The 15,157-nt window shown below is 54.7% G+C and carries 13 protein-coding genes; 11 read left to right on the forward strand and 2 right to left on the reverse strand.

The window, feature by feature from the left end:
* The first annotated feature begins 87 nt into the window (after positions 1 to 87).
* The 4 genes from LGT44_RS08080 (at position 88) to LGT44_RS08095 (ending at position 5,715) form a co-directional block, all read left to right on the forward strand.
* Entirely contained in the window at positions 88 to 1,116 is a 1,029-nt protein-coding gene (locus LGT44_RS08080) for an AraC family transcriptional regulator (RefSeq protein ID WP_145467007.1), read from the forward strand.
* Between the two features lie 85 nt (positions 1,117 to 1,201).
* On the forward strand, positions 1,202 to 2,731 hold the full coding sequence (locus LGT44_RS08085) for an RCC1 domain-containing protein (RefSeq protein ID WP_230331367.1): 1,530 nt from the start codon (positions 1,202 to 1,204) through the stop codon (positions 2,729 to 2,731).
* The gene (locus LGT44_RS08090) at positions 2,728 to 4,059 is read left to right on the forward strand and encodes a di-heme oxidoredictase family protein (RefSeq protein WP_230331368.1); all 1,332 of its coding nucleotides are present in this window, start codon (positions 2,728 to 2,730) and stop codon (positions 4,057 to 4,059) included. Before LGT44_RS08085 ends, LGT44_RS08090 begins: the two co-directional genes overlap by 4 nt.
* 435 nt (positions 4,060 to 4,494) lie before the next feature.
* Positions 4,495 to 5,715, forward strand: a complete 1,221-nt coding sequence (locus LGT44_RS08095; RefSeq protein ID WP_145467001.1) for a polyhydroxyalkanoate depolymerase — start codon at positions 4,495 to 4,497, stop codon at positions 5,713 to 5,715.
* Between the two features lie 74 nt (positions 5,716 to 5,789).
* Here LGT44_RS08095 and LGT44_RS08100 read toward each other — a convergent pair whose 3' ends face one another.
* Positions 5,790 to 7,370 carry a PAS domain-containing sensor histidine kinase gene (locus LGT44_RS08100; protein ID WP_145466999.1) on the reverse strand — a complete coding sequence of 527 codons (1,581 nt, stop codon included), beginning with the start codon at positions 7,368 to 7,370 and terminating at the stop codon, positions 5,790 to 5,792.
* A complete protein-coding gene (locus LGT44_RS08105; protein ID WP_230331369.1) occupies positions 7,367 to 8,605 on the reverse strand; it encodes a DUF917 domain-containing protein in 1,239 nt (412 codons plus the stop codon). The genes LGT44_RS08100 and LGT44_RS08105 overlap by 4 nt, the downstream gene beginning before the upstream one ends.
* Before the next feature lie 354 nt (positions 8,606 to 8,959).
* On the opposite strand from LGT44_RS08105, the gene LGT44_RS08110 reads away from it, so the two are divergent.
* From LGT44_RS08110 to hemW, 7 genes are all read left to right on the forward strand, one after another.
* Positions 8,960 to 10,570, forward strand: coding sequence for an ATP-binding cassette domain-containing protein (locus LGT44_RS08110; protein WP_230331370.1), 1,611 nt, complete (start codon positions 8,960 to 8,962; stop codon positions 10,568 to 10,570).
* Between the two features lie 107 nt (positions 10,571 to 10,677).
* Positions 10,678 to 11,838 (forward strand): homoserine O-succinyltransferase MetX, encoded by a 1,161-nt coding sequence (gene metX / locus LGT44_RS08115; RefSeq protein ID WP_145466993.1) that lies wholly within the window; start codon positions 10,678 to 10,680, stop codon positions 11,836 to 11,838.
* A complete protein-coding gene (gene metW, locus LGT44_RS08120) occupies positions 11,835 to 12,437 on the forward strand; it encodes a methionine biosynthesis protein MetW (protein ID WP_145466992.1) in 603 nt (200 codons plus the stop codon). The genes metX and metW overlap by 4 nt, the downstream gene beginning before the upstream one ends.
* 2 nt (positions 12,438 to 12,439) lie before the next feature.
* Positions 12,440 to 12,907: a DUF4426 domain-containing protein gene (locus tag LGT44_RS08125; RefSeq protein ID WP_145466990.1), complete on the forward strand. Its 468-nt coding sequence runs from the start codon at positions 12,440 to 12,442 to the stop codon at positions 12,905 to 12,907.
* Positions 12,904 to 13,518: an RdgB/HAM1 family non-canonical purine NTP pyrophosphatase gene (rdgB, locus tag LGT44_RS08130; RefSeq protein WP_230331371.1), complete on the forward strand. Its 615-nt coding sequence runs from the start codon at positions 12,904 to 12,906 to the stop codon at positions 13,516 to 13,518. The genes LGT44_RS08125 and rdgB overlap by 4 nt, the downstream gene beginning before the upstream one ends.
* Positions 13,519 to 13,598: 80 nt before the next feature.
* Positions 13,599 to 13,943 carry a hypothetical protein gene (locus LGT44_RS08135; RefSeq protein ID WP_145466986.1) on the forward strand — a complete coding sequence of 115 codons (345 nt, stop codon included), beginning with the start codon at positions 13,599 to 13,601 and terminating at the stop codon, positions 13,941 to 13,943.
* Positions 13,944 to 13,965: 22 nt separating this feature from the next.
* Positions 13,966 to 15,108 (forward strand): radical SAM family heme chaperone HemW, encoded by a 1,143-nt coding sequence (gene hemW / locus LGT44_RS08140; RefSeq protein WP_230331372.1) that lies wholly within the window; start codon positions 13,966 to 13,968, stop codon positions 15,106 to 15,108.
* Positions 15,109 to 15,157 lie beyond the last annotated feature (49 nt).

Raw genomic sequence — 15,157 nt, forward strand, 5'->3', positions numbered from 1 at the left:
TTCAACATACGACAGCGTGATGAATGCAGATTGGCTTTTCGGGTCAAGTTGTTATCATAATGAGTCATTTATACCCGGAAGATTGTTATGTCACCGCCGCTACAGATCGGTCAGCCACCTCTGGCGACGACCTCCAGCGCCTGGGTGCGTTTGCTGTTGCAGGGCGCGGAAGGCTTTGGCCTTAACAGTGCGCTGCTGTGTGAACAGTCCGGAATCGACGCTGCACTGTTGCAGGAGCCGCAGGGTCGGATTCCCCAGACCCGGGTGACGGCGTTGTGGAATGCCATCACCGCGGCCTGCCCGGATGATGATCTGGCTCTGGCCATTGGCCGTGATATCCGCCTCGAGCATGCGCCGGTAATCAGCTTCGCCATGCAGTCCAGCCGTAACCTGCGTGAAGCACTGGAGCGGTTGCTGCGTTTTCACCGCCTGATCGGTGAAGCCATTGATTTACCACTGCAGGAAACCGCACAGGGCGTACGCATCAGCTTTCATGCCCGCCAGCCGGTGCCGTTGTTGTCACTGCATACCGCCATGGTGGCGCTGGTGGCCATGGCACGCTGGCTGACCCATCAGCCGGTCAGGCCTCTGAACGTCACCCTGCGCAGCCAGCCGCCTAAACACCCGGAGCGCTGGCAGCATTATTTTGGCTGCCCGGTGCAGTTCGCCGCGCCACAGAACAGTATCGAATTCAGCCATGAGCTGCTGACGACAGCCGTTGCCGGCGCCAACCCACAACAGGCTGCGGCGCAGGATCTGGCCGCGCGTCATGCGCTGCAACAGCTGAACGAGCAACAGGCGCTGGCCCATGTGCGCTACTGGATCGAGCAGTCGCTGGTACTGGGGGAGCCTGACCGCGCCTGGGTGGCTGGTTGTCTGGGATTAAGCATCAGCACCCTGCAGCGGCGCTTGCGTGCCCGTGGTGTGACCTTCAAGCAATTGCTGGAAGAGGTCCGGCGTGAGCAGGCAAAGCGCTTATTGCAGCAGGGCGTGGCGCTGCCGGAAATCGCCCTGCGGCTGGGGTATCAGGAGCAAAGCAACTTTCAGCGGGCATTCAAGCGCTGGTTTGGAAAAACGCCGGGGCAGGCGAGAGGAGGAGGTCTGGGTGGCTTATAATAATAAAATTCTTATTTGCGAATAATTATCGTTAGATGTATTGTTCGCCGCCTTTGATATTGGTTCTCATTAACGGGTGGCTGCAATGCAACGTTTATTCCTGCCGGTTTTACCGGTTCTGTTTCTGTTGGGCTGTGGTGCGGACAGTGATAACAGCAATGCTCCGGACATAACAGCACCACAACTCAGTGGTCAATTCCCCGCCGATTCGGCGATCTCGCAAAGCCGTCTGCTGACATTGACGGGCATCGTCAGCGACGACAACAAGCTGGGTAGCGTAGAAATTGTTAGCGGCGGGCAAAGCTTTCCCGCTGACTTGCAGCTGGACGACAATGGCCGTAGTGGGCAATTCAGTGCTGCACTCCGCTTGAGCGGTGGTCTCAATACGTATCAGATTGTGGTGAGAGATGCGGCTGGTAACCAGATCCGTGCAAGCCATCAGGCTTATTTCGGTAAGCGGGTAACGGCTGGTGGTGCGCACTCCGGCGCGATTGTTGAAGGCAAAACCTATGTCTGGGGTCGTAATAACAAAGGCCAGTTGGGACTGGGCATGACCAGCAAGCTGGCCAGTGACGAATCCCATCCGCTGACGCCGGTGTTACTGCCAATCAGCAAGACGTTTGTGTCGCTGGCGTTCAATCAGAATGCCTCACTGGCGCTGGCCGATGATGGCACGGTCTGGAGCTGGGGAGATGGCGCCAATGGTCAGCTCGGACTGGGCAGTGCAGCAGCAGAAACGGCAGATACAAGCACCCGGCTGACGCCGGTACAGGTGCCTGGCATCACTGATGCGGTGTCTGTTGTACGTGGTTACGGTCATTCGCTGGTGCTGCATAACGACGGCACAGTCTCTGCTTTTGGCAGCAATAATCTTGGCCAGTTAGGCGATGGCTCTGCCCTTAACCGTGATTATCCGGTGCGCTTAACTCTGACAGATATTGTGCAGGTAGCTGCATCGTCCGGCAGTTCTTATGCGCTGGATGAGCAGGGCGTTCTCTGGGGCTGGGGCGCCAATGACTACGCCAACCTGGGATTAGCCAGCGAAGATACCGAGGTTCACAGCACGCCTGTGCAGATTCCGCTGCCGCAAGCGATTACTGCTGTAGCTGCCGGTCGTGATCATGTACTGGCGCTGGGTAAAAGCGGTCAGGTGTATGCGTGGGGTCTGAACTTCAGCAGTCAGGTGGGTTTATTTGTCAGCGAGCAATGGCCGGAAGTGGTCACAAGCCCGCAGCTGCTGCCGTGGTTCAGCGATGTGCAGGCGGTCTGGGCTAATGGTAATCAGAGTTTTGTGAAGCGCGCCGATGGCAAGGTCTATCCCTGGGGACAGAACATGCTTGGTACGCTGGGTATTGAGCAGGACGATGATGTAGAAGCACCACTGAGCCCGATTCTGCAATTTGATAATGCGCTGGATTTAGGTAACGGGGCGCTGCATACCCTTGGCCTGCGCGGCGATGGTCAGTTGTTCTCCTGGGGCTGGAGCTTTGAGGGATCGCTGGGCGGCAGTGATCTTATTAATCTGTGGGGCTACCGCGTACCGGTATTGGTATCCGTACCCGAAGCTGCAGCGGAAGCGGCAACATCTGCGGCGATGGTGACGTCAGCGCCATGATCCGCACAGGTTATTTACTGCTAATCGCGCTGCTGCTGACCGGCTGTGGTGCCTCCGATAACTCCGGCTCCGGCGCTGGCCAACAAACGCAGGTTTGGCTGCCGGTGGGTGGCGCCGCCACGGTTGAATGGCAGGCCTCATTAGGTTTTCTGCAGTTTATTCCGGGCCTGCCGCTGGAGGAACTGGCGCAGGTCTCGCGCGGTCGTGAGCTGTTTGTTGCTGACTGGGAAATGGCGCCCGGCGCGCGTCCGCAACTCGATGGACTGGGACCGCTGTTTGTCGCCAGTGCCTGCGATCTGTGCCACACCGCCAACGGCCGTGCCGCCAGCTTACTGGCTGACGGCCAGATAGGCAGCGGTTTGCTGTTCCGTCTGGGCGACGCAAATGGTCGGCCTGACCCGCATCTGGGTGGTCAGTTGCAGCCGTTTGCCACTGTCGGGCGTGGCGAAGGCGATGTCAGCTGGCAGGATGATGGCTCTGGTAAGCCACAGTTTGTGCTGAGCAATCCGAGCCATGCACTGGCTGCCGGCATTCACCTTGGGCCGCGTTTATCGCCGCAGCTTACCGGGGTCGGTTTGCTGAATCTGGTGCCGGAGGAACAGATTCTGGCTTATGAAGATGAATCGGACAGTAACGCTGATGGTATTTCCGGCCGCGCCCATCGCCTGCAGCGCGAAGGACAGGACTGCATTGGCCGCTTTGGCTGGAAGGCGATGCAGTGTTCGCTGCGCGGACAAAGTGCCGGTGCTTTGCAACAGGATATGGGATTAACCAGTGTGGTTAATCCGCAGGAGCCCTGCACGGAACATCAGGATATCTGTACCAGCCAACCGTCCGGCGGTAATCCTGAGGTCAGCGAGGAAGCGCTGGGCCAGATCAATGAGTTCCTTACTGTGTTAGCGGTGTACGGACGACGTGTCAGCGATAACGCGGCCTTTGAACGTGGGGCGCAATTGTTTGCCCAAACCGGCTGTGCGGCCTGTCACCGGCCGACATTAACAACCGCTACCGACGCCGTGCTGGCGCCGCTGCGCGGGCAGACAATCTATGCCTATACCGATTTGCTGCTGCACGACATGGGTGCAGATCTCAGCGACGGTGTCGGCGAGGGACATGCGCAGCCTCAGGAATGGCGTACACCGCCACTGTGGGGGTTGGGTTTGCTGGAAGGTGATGGTGTCAGCCGCTTCCTGCACGATGGCCGGGCGCAAACCTTACCGCAGGCGATTCTCTGGCATGGTGGCGAAGGTCTGGCAGCAAAGCAGGCATTTGAGCAGCTGAGTCAGCAACAACGGGACGATTTACTCAGCTTCTTACGCGCTATCTGAGGTTTTATCTGCGAGACATGGAGCGGACATTATGGATGATGTCCGCTTTGCCCTCCGGCCCTGGCTGTCTGTCGGGCTTTGCTCCTTTCTGTTGATCTGGTGACGGCTTTTTTCGCTGAATTTCTCATGCTAATGGGTGATTTTTACCGCCAGTCATTCGTTGCCATACAGTTTTAACGGGCCTCATATATAGCTGTCAGCGCGGCTTTTAATAGGGTCTTTGGCGTAAAAACCAGTACAGGTTGCACAAATGACCTGTGGATTTGTCTGTGCTCTTGTTTACAGAGGACAGAAATAGCTCTGATGCGTCTTCCCAAGCGGACAAAAGCTGATCTGCATTGCAGCAAAACCGCTAAGGTTTTCTGATAGGCTAGGGTTATAACAACCAGAATGTTCTCACTGTCACCCGCCGGTGGCAGTCACGGAGGAACGATCATGCTCTACAAAATGAATGCCCAGATTATGGATGCCATGCGCCCGGTGCATGTGCTCGCACGCCATACGCGCAATATGTTTTATCAGCCGTGGAATCCACTGAATTACGGCATCTTTTTTCGTACCGTACGTGCCACGATGGAGCTGACCGAACGACTGACCGATTATTACGAGCAGCCGGACTGGGATCTGGATACCACGGAAATTGATGGCCGTACGATCGGTATTGAATATAAAACCGTGATTGAAAAACCCTACTGCAATCTGCTGCATTTCCGCCGTCGTACCCGCGGTCTGGATCAGCCTAAGGTGCTGCTGCTGGCGCCGTTATCCGGTCACTTTGCTACTTTGCTGCGTGGCACTGTGCGTGAATTTTTACCGGACCATGAGGTGTATATCACCGATTGGCGCAATGCCCGTGATGTGCCCATGAGTGATGGCGGTTTCCGTTTCGATGATTACGTTGAGTACTTAATCGAATTTATGGAAAAGCTGGGCCCGGATACCCACGTACTGGCGGTGTGTCAGCCCTGCGTACCAGCGCTGGTAGCGGCTGGCTATATGGCGATGCATAACAACCCGAATCTGCCGAAAAGCATGAGTCTGATGGGTGGCCCGGTGGATGTACGTATTAATCCGACCGATGTGAATGACTATGCTTCCGGCCGTGATCTGGAATGGTTTGAGGATAATGTTATCTGCCGCGTGCCGCCGGGTTTTAAAGGCCGTGGTCAGCTGGTTTATCCGGGGTTTATTCAGCTGACTGGTTTTATGTCGATGAATATGGACTCGCACATCAGTAAGCACTTCAAGTTTTTCAGTGATCTGGTGAAAGGCGACGGTGAAAGCGCTGAAGCCCATCGGCAGTTTTATAACGAGTATCTGGCGGTTATGGATATGCCGGCGCAATATTATCTCGACACTATCCGCCGGGTATTTCTGGAGCACCAGTTGCCTAAGGGTGAGCTGGAATTCCGTGGTGAAAAAGTTGATCTTAAGGCGATTAAAACGATGGCCCTGATGACCATCGAAGGTGAGCTTGACGATATTACCGGACGAGGCCAAACCGCCTGCGCCCTGGATTTATGCGCCGGTATTGCCAAGAGTAAAAAACAACATCTGGAAGAAGAGGGGGTTGGCCATTACGGTATCTTTAATGGCCGTAAATTCCGCGAAAGCATTGCCCCTAAAGTAAAAGCCTTTATGCAGAAACACGCCTGAGGCTTTATCAGGGCCGGGCCAATAAAAAAGCTGCCACTGTTATTAACAGAGGCAGCTTTTTTATGCGCGTCATTTCAGGGCGCTTTTTGCGCCGCCGGTGCTTCCCGGCCGGTGTGCAAGCGGGCGATACAGCGCAGCAGTTTTTCTCCGCTCAGTGGTTTTAATACCACATCATCCATGCCAGCGTTCAGACAGGTCTGGCGATCCTGCTCCATGGCGTTGGCGGTAAGGCCAACAATAGGAATACGGCGATGATAGTCATCCATTTCACGCAGCAATTGCGTGGCACGCAGCCCATCCATTACCGGCATATGCCAATCCATTAAAATCAGATCAAAACGTTGCTGCTGACAGAAGTCGAGGGCCTCCTGACCGTGTTCGGCAACGGTTACCTTAATACCGGCATGGGACAGAATTTTTTTGGTCACTAATTGATTGGTGCGGTTATCCTCAACCAGCAGGATTTTCAGATTGGGTATCCTGGGCAACGGATCAAGCTGGTGCGGCGCCGGAATATCCTGCATTAATGCCGGATAACTGAGATTAAATTCAAACACAGAGCCTTTGCCGGGCACGCTGCTGACTTCGATATTCCCGCCTTTGGCATTCACCAGATCTTTGCAGATGGTCAGCCCCAGGCCACTGCCTTCATAACGGCGGGTGGTTGACTGATCAACCTGGCTGAAAGGACGGAATAATTTATTCATATCGTCGGCATGAATACCGATACCGGTATCGACAATCCGGAAGCGCAGCTGGTGTTCCTGGCCAAGGCGCTTACTCAGATCAATGGTCAGAGAGACGCTGCCTTCGTGGGTAAACTTAACCGCATTACTGACCAGATTCAGCAGAATTTGTTTTAGCCTGCCGCCATCACCATGCAGCTGATCGGGAATGCGGCTGTCGATATTTACGCTGAAGCGGATGTTCTTTTCCTGTATCGCATGCTGTACCAGACTCTGCACATCTTTCACTGCTTCGCGCAGAGAGAATGGCGCATTTTCCAGCCGGATATTACCACTGTCGATACGGGCATATTCAAGAATATCGGAGGTTTGGCGGGTCAGAGCTTCGGTGGCGTTGAGAATCAGCCGGCACAGCTCTTCTTTCTCCTGCGGATCATCACACTTGAGTAATAACTCGGCAGCGCCACGGATTCCATTTAACGGGGTACGCATTTCGTGGCTCATATTAGCCAGAAATGAGGTCTTTACTTCGTTGGCGGCTTCGGCAGCTTTCTGCGCCTGTTTCAGGCGGGTGATGTTGCGCGAAATACCAAAGATATACTGCACCTCACCGGCGGAGCCAAAAATAGGAGAAAGTGTTGTGCTCCAATATTGTGGGCTGCCATCGTGACTGGTCAGCTCCTCAACTTCTTCGTACTGAATGGGCTCTTTACGTTCCATACAGCGTTTGTAGTTGGCGCTGACCTGTTCGTACAAATCAGGAGGCATCAGTTCTCTGATGCCCATATCTTTGGGGGCGGCGGACACCAGTTCGAGGCTCAGCTGCTGCGACAGATTGGTTTTTACAAAATAAAAATCATCTTCGCCAACCCGCAGGATAAACATGTTATCGGGAGAGTTACGCCAGATCTCGTAAAACAGGTGGGTCTCAAGATCGAGGCCGCTGTCAGGACGTTTCTCTGCGCTCATTTTTCCGCCTGTTCCGTGGTGCAGAGCGTGAGATTCAGGTCTTCAATCGGAATATAGGCAGACACCGCTACGTGGTCTTCCGGGAAGGCACTGAGAATATCGTTCAGGTCATCCATAAACTGGCTGATCACCGGCGTGATGCGGATGGCTTCCGGACAGGCGGTTCCCCACAGAGTACAACTCTGACCTTCGCGGATATCGGCGGTCGACAGTGGCGTACCGGCCGGTGTTGTACCATCGGCTGCCGCCAGCATGATATTGATGCAATCCGGTGCGATGGCATGTGGCCGTCCTTGTTTTACATCCCAGGCCAGCAGGCTTTCGTTTTTGTAATACACCCAGTAATCACCCGCAGGTGCACTGAAAATAATTTTGCCGACATCAAAACCACCGTGGGTACGGTTAATGATTTTGCTGATTTTACCTTCGGTAAATATGTAGTTATGGATATGCAGCAGATCGAGCAGCATTGATAACGCCGGGACGGATGAGGAGCTGAGAATCTGCCGGCCGATATTCAGTGCCCGGCCGACGGAGTTATAGACCAGCGAGTTTTTCGCGGCCGGACTCTGCAAAAAGTTGGTGTCCAGCGGATAGCAGGCCATACCACCGACCTGATGATACTCCGGCTGACTGACGGTTTCGCGGGCCTTTTCTTCCAGTTCGGCGGCGCTCAGGTCGAGGAACAGGGTTGAGGCAAAAGGTTCGGCCGTCCAGTCGCAGCGCAGGCCCGCGCCGGTCTGTGTGTCGGAGGCAATCATGGCCGGACAGCTCGGTGCGTTGGTTGCGGCCAGCAGGGTTTCGGTCAGGCGCGGGTCGGCACGGCCGGAGGGGTCGGCGTCGATCACGGCAATTTTGCCATCCATCATGGAGGCGATATAAAACGGGATCAGGGTATTTACCGCACCAATTTCACCGGGCAGCAGGTAAGCAATGGTTTTCTGTTCTTTTTCTTTCAGGTAAGCGCTGAGGCTTTTGAAAGCATTGACCGGAGCAGTGAAGCCGTGCCCCTCGGCGGCGGCATCGGGAGAGCCCAGATCAACCACCATCAGCGCTGTTTTATCCCGTTCCAGTTGCGTGACCGGCAGCAGGCTGACGGTACCACTCATGCGTTGCAGAAAATCGAGCGCCATACTGATCGGGCCACCGCCGCCTGAGGCAAGAAAACAGGCGCCATAAACCATGGCTTTCAGATCATCGGTATTGAGCGTGGCAGGTGTGGCAATGGGCTGCATAGCGGACTTCCTTTTCCTGAGATCTTTCAACTTTAGACCAAAGGTGAAACCACTGTATAGCGCGAAATGCCCCGTTCGCTCTGAGAATAACGACACAGAAAGCGTCAACAAAGCGAAAACGCAGCAGGAAAAGACAGTCATAATCTTGTCAGCAATGCCGCTTTTTCTTAACCTGCACTTCTGAATTCTTCTGCGGAGTCCGCACCGACATGATTTAAACGCCCTGCTTCCGTCATTAACCCTTTTCTTTTGGTTTTAATCGGCGGGCAGGACTGCGTATGTCGGGTCTGGCAGTACCTCTTTTTCACTCTCCTCTGTGTACCCGCTATGCGCCTGCTGCCGCAGGAGTCGCTTATGTCCCAATCCGTTCTTCTTGAGTGCGCACATCTGTGTGCACAAAGTGCTGCAGGTGAGCATATCCTGCAGGATATTCAGCTATCGCTGACGGCCGGCCGTTACGGTTTGTGCGGCCGTAATGGCAGTGGCAAATCATGGTTGCTGGAACTGCTGGCCGGGCAGCGCCAGGCGCAGCAGGGCCATATCCGCTGCCGCGGGCGCTGCGTCTGGTTACCGCAACAGCAGGCTGATGGCCCCCGTAACGCTCAGAGCCTGGCGGACTACTTAAATCTCAGTCAGCGGTTACAGGCCTTGCAGCGGGTGGAAGAAGGCATAGCCACCGCCGCCGATTTTGAGCTGATCGGTGATGACTGGAGTCTGCCGCAGCGTTTGCAGCAGATTCTGCAGCCTTATGGTCTGGCGTATGAGTCAGATACTTCGGCAGCGCAGTTAGTGCAGCGTTTACAACGCCCGGCGCAGGCGCTGAGTGGTGGTCAGCGTATGCGCCTGCAACTGGCGCTGCTGTTTGCATCAGAGCCCGCAGTCCTGTTACTCGACGAACCGGGCAATCATCTGGATGACAGTGGCCGGCAGTGGCTGATCGGGCAGATGGCGGCTTTTCGCGGCGTGCTGATTCTGGTCAGTCATGATGTGCAGCTGCTGCAGGCAATGGAGCATATTCTGGAGCTGCGCAGCGGCCATCTGTATCAGTACGGTGGCAACTATGATCAGTTTTTGCTGCAGCGTCAGCAGGAGCAGCAGGCATTGCTGCAGCAACTGGAAGGCAGCCGCCAGCGTCTGCAACAGGTGGAGCGCGCCACCCAGCGCAGCCAGGAAAAAGCAGCCCGCCGGGCGCAAAGCGGTAAGCGTGAGCGCCGTGACGGCAGCCAGAGCAAACTGCTGCTGGATAACAAACAACAAAGTGCGGAGCAGCAGCAGGGGCGGCAGAGCCGGGCACGCAGCCGTCAGCATGAGCAGGCTGCCCGTCAGCTGAAAGAGCGTCAGCAGCAATGGTTGCAGGAAGACAGTCCGCTCGCCCAGTGGTATCTGCCCGCGACCGGAAAACTGCGCAGTGGTCTGATTCTGCAGGTAACGGATCAGCCACTGCCGTACCGCCCTGAGCAGCGCCTGACCTTTGCCTTACAGCAGGGCGAGCATCTGTGGTTGCGCGGTGCTAACGGCTCCGGCAAAAGCAGCCTGCTGCAGTTGCTTGCGACAGCGGATCAGCAGCCAACGATTCTGCGCCGCAGCGAAATACGTCTGCTCGATCAGCACTGCAGTCTGCTGCATAACCATCTCAGTGCGCTGGATAACCTGCTGCAGGCAACATCACTGGATATGACCAGTGCGCGCACCTTGCTTGCCGGGGTTGGGTTAAATGCAGATGCCTGTCTGCGCCCGGCCGGCATCCTGAGCGGCGGTGAGCGTATGAAGCTGGCGTTGTTACTGGTGACCCAGCAAACTCCCGGAGCGTTGCTGCTGCTCGACGAGCCGGACAATCATCTGGACAGGCACAGCCGTGAACAACTGGCGCAGGCCTTACGGGCTTATCCGGGGGCGCTGATTCTGGTCAGCCATGACGGGCACTTTGCTGCGGGCTGCGGGATCAGCCAGACGCTGGTGCTGTAACAGCAACGGCGTGTTCAGGCTTGCTGCCGCTGCTGTCTTCTGGCGGCAAGCCTGATAAACTCCGCGCCTTAATTGTCAGCTTTCACCAACGCGGGAAACGAACGCTCATGCCGGATGTTATTCCCGACGACTCCGTCGGTCTGGTCACTCCCCAGTTACAGCATTTTGATCAGCCACTGACTCTGCGCAGTGGCCGGGTTCTGCCGCAGTACGATCTGATGTACGAAACCTATGGCAGCCTGAACGCCGATAAATCCAACGCGGTGCTGATCTGTCACGCCCTGAGCGGCGATCATCACGCCGCCGGTTACCACAGCATGGACGATAAAAAGCCCGGCTGGTGGGATACCGCCATCGGTCCCGGCAAAGCCATCGATACCAACCACTTTTTTGTGGTGGCGCTGAATAATTTAGGCGGCTGCTCAGGTTCGACCGGCCCGACCAGCATTAATCCGGAAAGCGGTGAAGTATACGGTCCGGATTTTCCGATTATGGCTGTGCGTGACTGGGTCAACAGTCAGGCGCGGCTGGCCGATGTGCTGGGCATTCAGCAATGGGCCGCCGTGGTCGGTGGTTCATTGGGTGGCATGCAGGTATTGCGCTGGTCGATTCAGTTTCCTGAGCGCGTACGCCATGCGGTGGTGATTGCTTCGGCACCGAAATTATCGGCGCAGAATATTGCCTTTAACGAAGTTGCGCGTCAGGCGATTGCCAAAGATCCGGATTTCCATGACGGCTGGTATCACAAATTCGGCACCATTCCGAAATCCGGTCTGATGCAGGCGCGCATGCTGGGGCATTTAACCTATCTGTCAGATGATGCCATGCGGCAGAAATTCGGCCGTGAGCTGAAAGAAGGCAAACTGAATTACAGCTTTGCGCCGGAGTTTGAGGTGGAAAGCTACCTGCATTATCAGGGCGAAAAATTCAGTACGCGCTTTGATGCCAACACCTACATGCTGATGACCAAAGCACTGGATTATTTTGATCCGGCCGCTGACTTTGATAACGATCTGGTGAAATGTCTGAGCCGCTCGCAGTGCGACTATCTGGTGGTTTCTTTTACCACCGACTGGCGTTTCTCTCCGGCGCGTTCGGAAGAAATTGTGAATGCCCTGATGCACGCCGATAAAAACGTCAGCTATGCCTGTATTGAATCCGACAACGGCCACGATGCTTTCCTGCTGCCGATTCCGCGTTATATGGATATTTTCAAAGCCTATATGCAACGTGTGGCTGACGGTCTTGGCGTGGAGGGGAAAGTATGACGGTATTACGCGATGATCTGGCCATTATCCAGCAGTGGGTTAAGCCCGACAGTCAGGTACTCGATCTTGGTTGCGGTGAAGGCTCGCTGCTGAGTTATCTGAAGCGGCATAAAAATGTGCGCGGATATGGTCTGGAAATTAATCCGGAAAAAATCACCGCCTGTATTGCCAATGGCGTCAATGTTATCGAACAGGATCTGGATAAAGGTCTGAGTAATTTTGAAGATAACAGCATTGATACCGTCATCATGACCCAGGCACTGCAAGCGGTGCAGCGCCCGGATTTATTGCTCGATGAAATGCTGCGCATCGGTGACGAAGCCATTGTCACTTTCCCGAACTTTGGTTACTGGCGTACGCGTTTTTATCTGTTGCTGAAAGGCCGTATGCCAATGTCGGAAACGCTGCCGTATAACTGGTACGACACGCCCAACATTCATATGTGTACCTTCCGCGATTTTGAGATGCTGTGCCGTGAAAAAGGCATCCGCATCCTCAATAAAACCGTGGTCGATGACCAGCATAAAGAACACTGGACGATTCGCCTGTGGCCGTCCATGCTGGGTGAAATAGCCGTTTATCACATCACAAGGAAATGATCATGAAAGCACTGACTCAGGTTTTTACCGCATGTTTATTCACCCTGTGTGCCGCCTTCAGCCCACTGCTGCTGGCCGCCGACCGTGGTGAGCAGAAACAGGTATTTGGTGACTACGAAGTTCACTATATCGGCCTTAACTCCAGCTTCCTGCCACCGGAAGCGGCTGAAGCCTATGGCATCACCCGTTCACGGGCGCTGGGCTATATCAGCGTGTCGATTCTGCATAACGAAGAAGGCAGCGATGTGCCGGCTGCGGTCAGCGGTAAAGTGACCGGCACTATCCGCAACCTGCTCGGTCAGAGCCGCGAACTGGAATTTCAGGAAATCAAAGAAACCAATGCGGTGTATTACATCACCACTTTCCGTTTCGATGATGAAGACATGTATAACGTTAACCTGAAAGCAACTCCGGAAGGCCAGAGCCGCACCTTTGATGTGAAATTCAGCCAGCGATTTTACGAAGAATGAACAAAATAGTACTCGCCAGCGGTAACGCCGGAAAACTGCGGGAATTTTCCGCACTGTTCGACACCCATTTTGCCGGGCTGAATATTGAGCTGATTCCGCAGACCCAGCTTAATGTGACAGAAGCCGAAGAAACCGGTCTCAGCTTTGTTGAAAATGCCATTCTTAAGGCACGCAATGCCTGCGCCGCTACCGGCCTGCCGGCACTGGCCGATGACTCCGGTCTTGAAGTCGATGCCCTGCAGGGCGCACCGGGTATTTACAGTGCCCGTTATGCCGCAGCCGACGATGGTTTCGGCCAGGGCGACAGTGCCAACAATGCCAAGCTGCTGGCGGCGCTTAAAGACGTTCCAGAGGCGCAGCGTACTGCCCGTTTCCAGTGCGTACTGGTGTATATGCGTCATGCCGCCGACCCGACGCCACAGGTGTTTCAGGGCTGCTGGGAAGGACGTATTTTAACCGCGCCGGAAGGCAGCGATGGCTTTGGCTATGATCCGCTGTTCTTTGTGCCGGGTGAAGGTTGTGCAGCAGCCAGTCTGAATAAAGAGCGTAAGAATCAGCTCTCTCACCGTGGTCAGGCAATTCAGCAACTTCTGGCGCGCTGGCACGTCTGATATTTCCCCGCTCAGGGATAGCAAGTCTGGCCCGCGCTTATGGTGCGGGCTTTTTTATTATTTTTTAAAAAGAGTAATGTGTGGATATTTTTGATCAGTTAGAACAGAAAGTGTTACGTACCATCAGCAGCATCGAAACCCTGCAGCTGGATAATATGCAATTGCAGGAAGATGTGCAGAAACTGAACAACGAACAGCAACAGACCCGCCAGCAGCTGGCTGAAGCTGCTGCGCAACTGGTTGAACGCGATGCTGCAGCTCTGGCTCAGCAACAGCAGATTGAGCAACTGAATGCGCAAATACTACAAATGCAGCAAGACAACGAGCGTCTGAAAAAAGACAATACCCGACTGTCACACGAAAATAATGAATGGGCCGCGAAGGCGGAAGCTTTGTTGCAGGCCCTGGATCTGGCTGAAGTCTGAGCCGGAATTTGAGGAAGTAGTCATGCTGCATCTGCCGCCGCTGAGCCTGTATATCCACGTTCCCTGGTGTATCCGTAAGTGTCCGTATTGCGATTTTAACTCGCATCAGGCTGAAGGTGATCTGCCGGAACGGGAATATATCCGCGCATTGCTGGCCGATCTGGACGAAGACCTGCGCTGGGTGCAGGGGCGTGAGATTCACAGCATCTTCTTTGGCGGCGGCACGCCGAGCCTGTTGTCGGCCAGGGCTTACGAAGCGCTGTTTAAAGGACTGAAGCAGCGCCTGACCTTTGCCAAAGATATTGAAATTACCCTCGAAGCCAACCCGGGTACGTTCGAAGCTGAAAAATTCGCAGCGTACCGCAAGCTGGGAATTAACCGTTTATCCATCGGCATACAGAGCTTTCAGCCAGAGCATCTGCAGAAGCTTGGCCGGGTACATGATCGCGAGCAGGCACTGCGGGCGATTAAACTGGCGAAAAAAGCCGGTTTCGATAATTTTAATCTCGATTTAATGCATGGTCTGCCGGGGCAAACGGTTGAACAGGCGCTGGACGATCTGCAACAGGCACTGGCGTTTAAGCCCACGCATTTATCCTGGTACCAGCTGACCATCGAACCCAATACCGAATTTTATAAACGTCCGCCGCAGTTACCGGAAGACGACGCATTATGGGATATTCAGGAGGCCGGGCTGGCATTACTGGCGGAGCACGGTTTTGACCACTACGAAATATCGGCGCATTGCCAGCCGGGCAAAGCCTCGAAACATAATCTGAATTACTGGCAGTTTGGTGATTACCTTGGCATTGGCGCCGGAGCGCACGGCAAAATCACCCTGGCCGATGCCAACGTCATCTACCGCACACAGAAAACCCGTCTGCCGCGGGATTATCTCAATCCGGATAAAACCTTCCTGACCGGTAAGCAAACCATTGAGCCGGAAGATATTGGTCTTGAGTGTTTAATGAATGGCCTGCGCCTGCGTGAAGGTATGCTGGTTGATGATTTTGAATACCGTACCGGCCTGACACTGGAGGCTGTGGCAGAACCTGTGGCAAAAGCTCAGCAGCTGGGTTTATTGAATGTGGATAAACGTATTTATCCAACGGAAAAAGGCCAGCAATATCTGAATGAACTGCTGGCGCTTTTTTTAACGGAATAAAATTCAGACCGTCCGGTCTGAATTTTTCCGGTTTTTGCTACGGTCTTTT

Source organism: Thalassolituus alkanivorans (assembly GCF_020447205.1).
GTDB classification, from domain to species: Bacteria; Pseudomonadota; Gammaproteobacteria; order Pseudomonadales; family Oceanobacteraceae; genus Venatoribacter; species Venatoribacter alkanivorans.

What these genes read in the sequence shown, in the direction of transcription:
- LGT44_RS08080 (WP_145467007.1), top strand. Translation starts at nt 88, where the DNA reads ATGTCACCGCCGCTACAGATCGGTCAGCCACCTCTGGCGACGACCTCC.
- LGT44_RS08085 (WP_230331367.1), top strand. Translation starts at nt 1,202, where the DNA reads ATGCAACGTTTATTCCTGCCGGTTTTACCGGTTCTGTTTCTGTTGGGC.
- LGT44_RS08090 (WP_230331368.1), top strand. Translation starts at nt 2,728, where the DNA reads ATGATCCGCACAGGTTATTTACTGCTAATCGCGCTGCTGCTGACCGGC.
- LGT44_RS08095 (WP_145467001.1), top strand. Translation starts at nt 4,495, where the DNA reads ATGCTCTACAAAATGAATGCCCAGATTATGGATGCCATGCGCCCGGTG.
- LGT44_RS08100 (WP_145466999.1), bottom strand. Translation starts at nt 7,370, where the DNA reads ATGAGCGCAGAGAAACGTCCTGACAGCGGCCTCGATCTTGAGACCCAC.
- LGT44_RS08105 (WP_230331369.1), bottom strand. Translation starts at nt 8,605, where the DNA reads ATGCAGCCCATTGCCACACCTGCCACGCTCAATACCGATGATCTGAAA.
- LGT44_RS08110 (WP_230331370.1), top strand. Translation starts at nt 8,960, where the DNA reads ATGTCCCAATCCGTTCTTCTTGAGTGCGCACATCTGTGTGCACAAAGT.
- metX (WP_145466993.1), top strand. Translation starts at nt 10,678, where the DNA reads ATGCCGGATGTTATTCCCGACGACTCCGTCGGTCTGGTCACTCCCCAG.
- metW (WP_145466992.1), top strand. Translation starts at nt 11,835, where the DNA reads ATGACGGTATTACGCGATGATCTGGCCATTATCCAGCAGTGGGTTAAG.
- LGT44_RS08125 (WP_145466990.1), top strand. Translation starts at nt 12,440, where the DNA reads ATGAAAGCACTGACTCAGGTTTTTACCGCATGTTTATTCACCCTGTGT.
- rdgB (WP_230331371.1), top strand. Translation starts at nt 12,904, where the DNA reads ATGAACAAAATAGTACTCGCCAGCGGTAACGCCGGAAAACTGCGGGAA.
- hemW (WP_230331372.1), top strand. Translation starts at nt 13,966, where the DNA reads ATGCTGCATCTGCCGCCGCTGAGCCTGTATATCCACGTTCCCTGGTGT.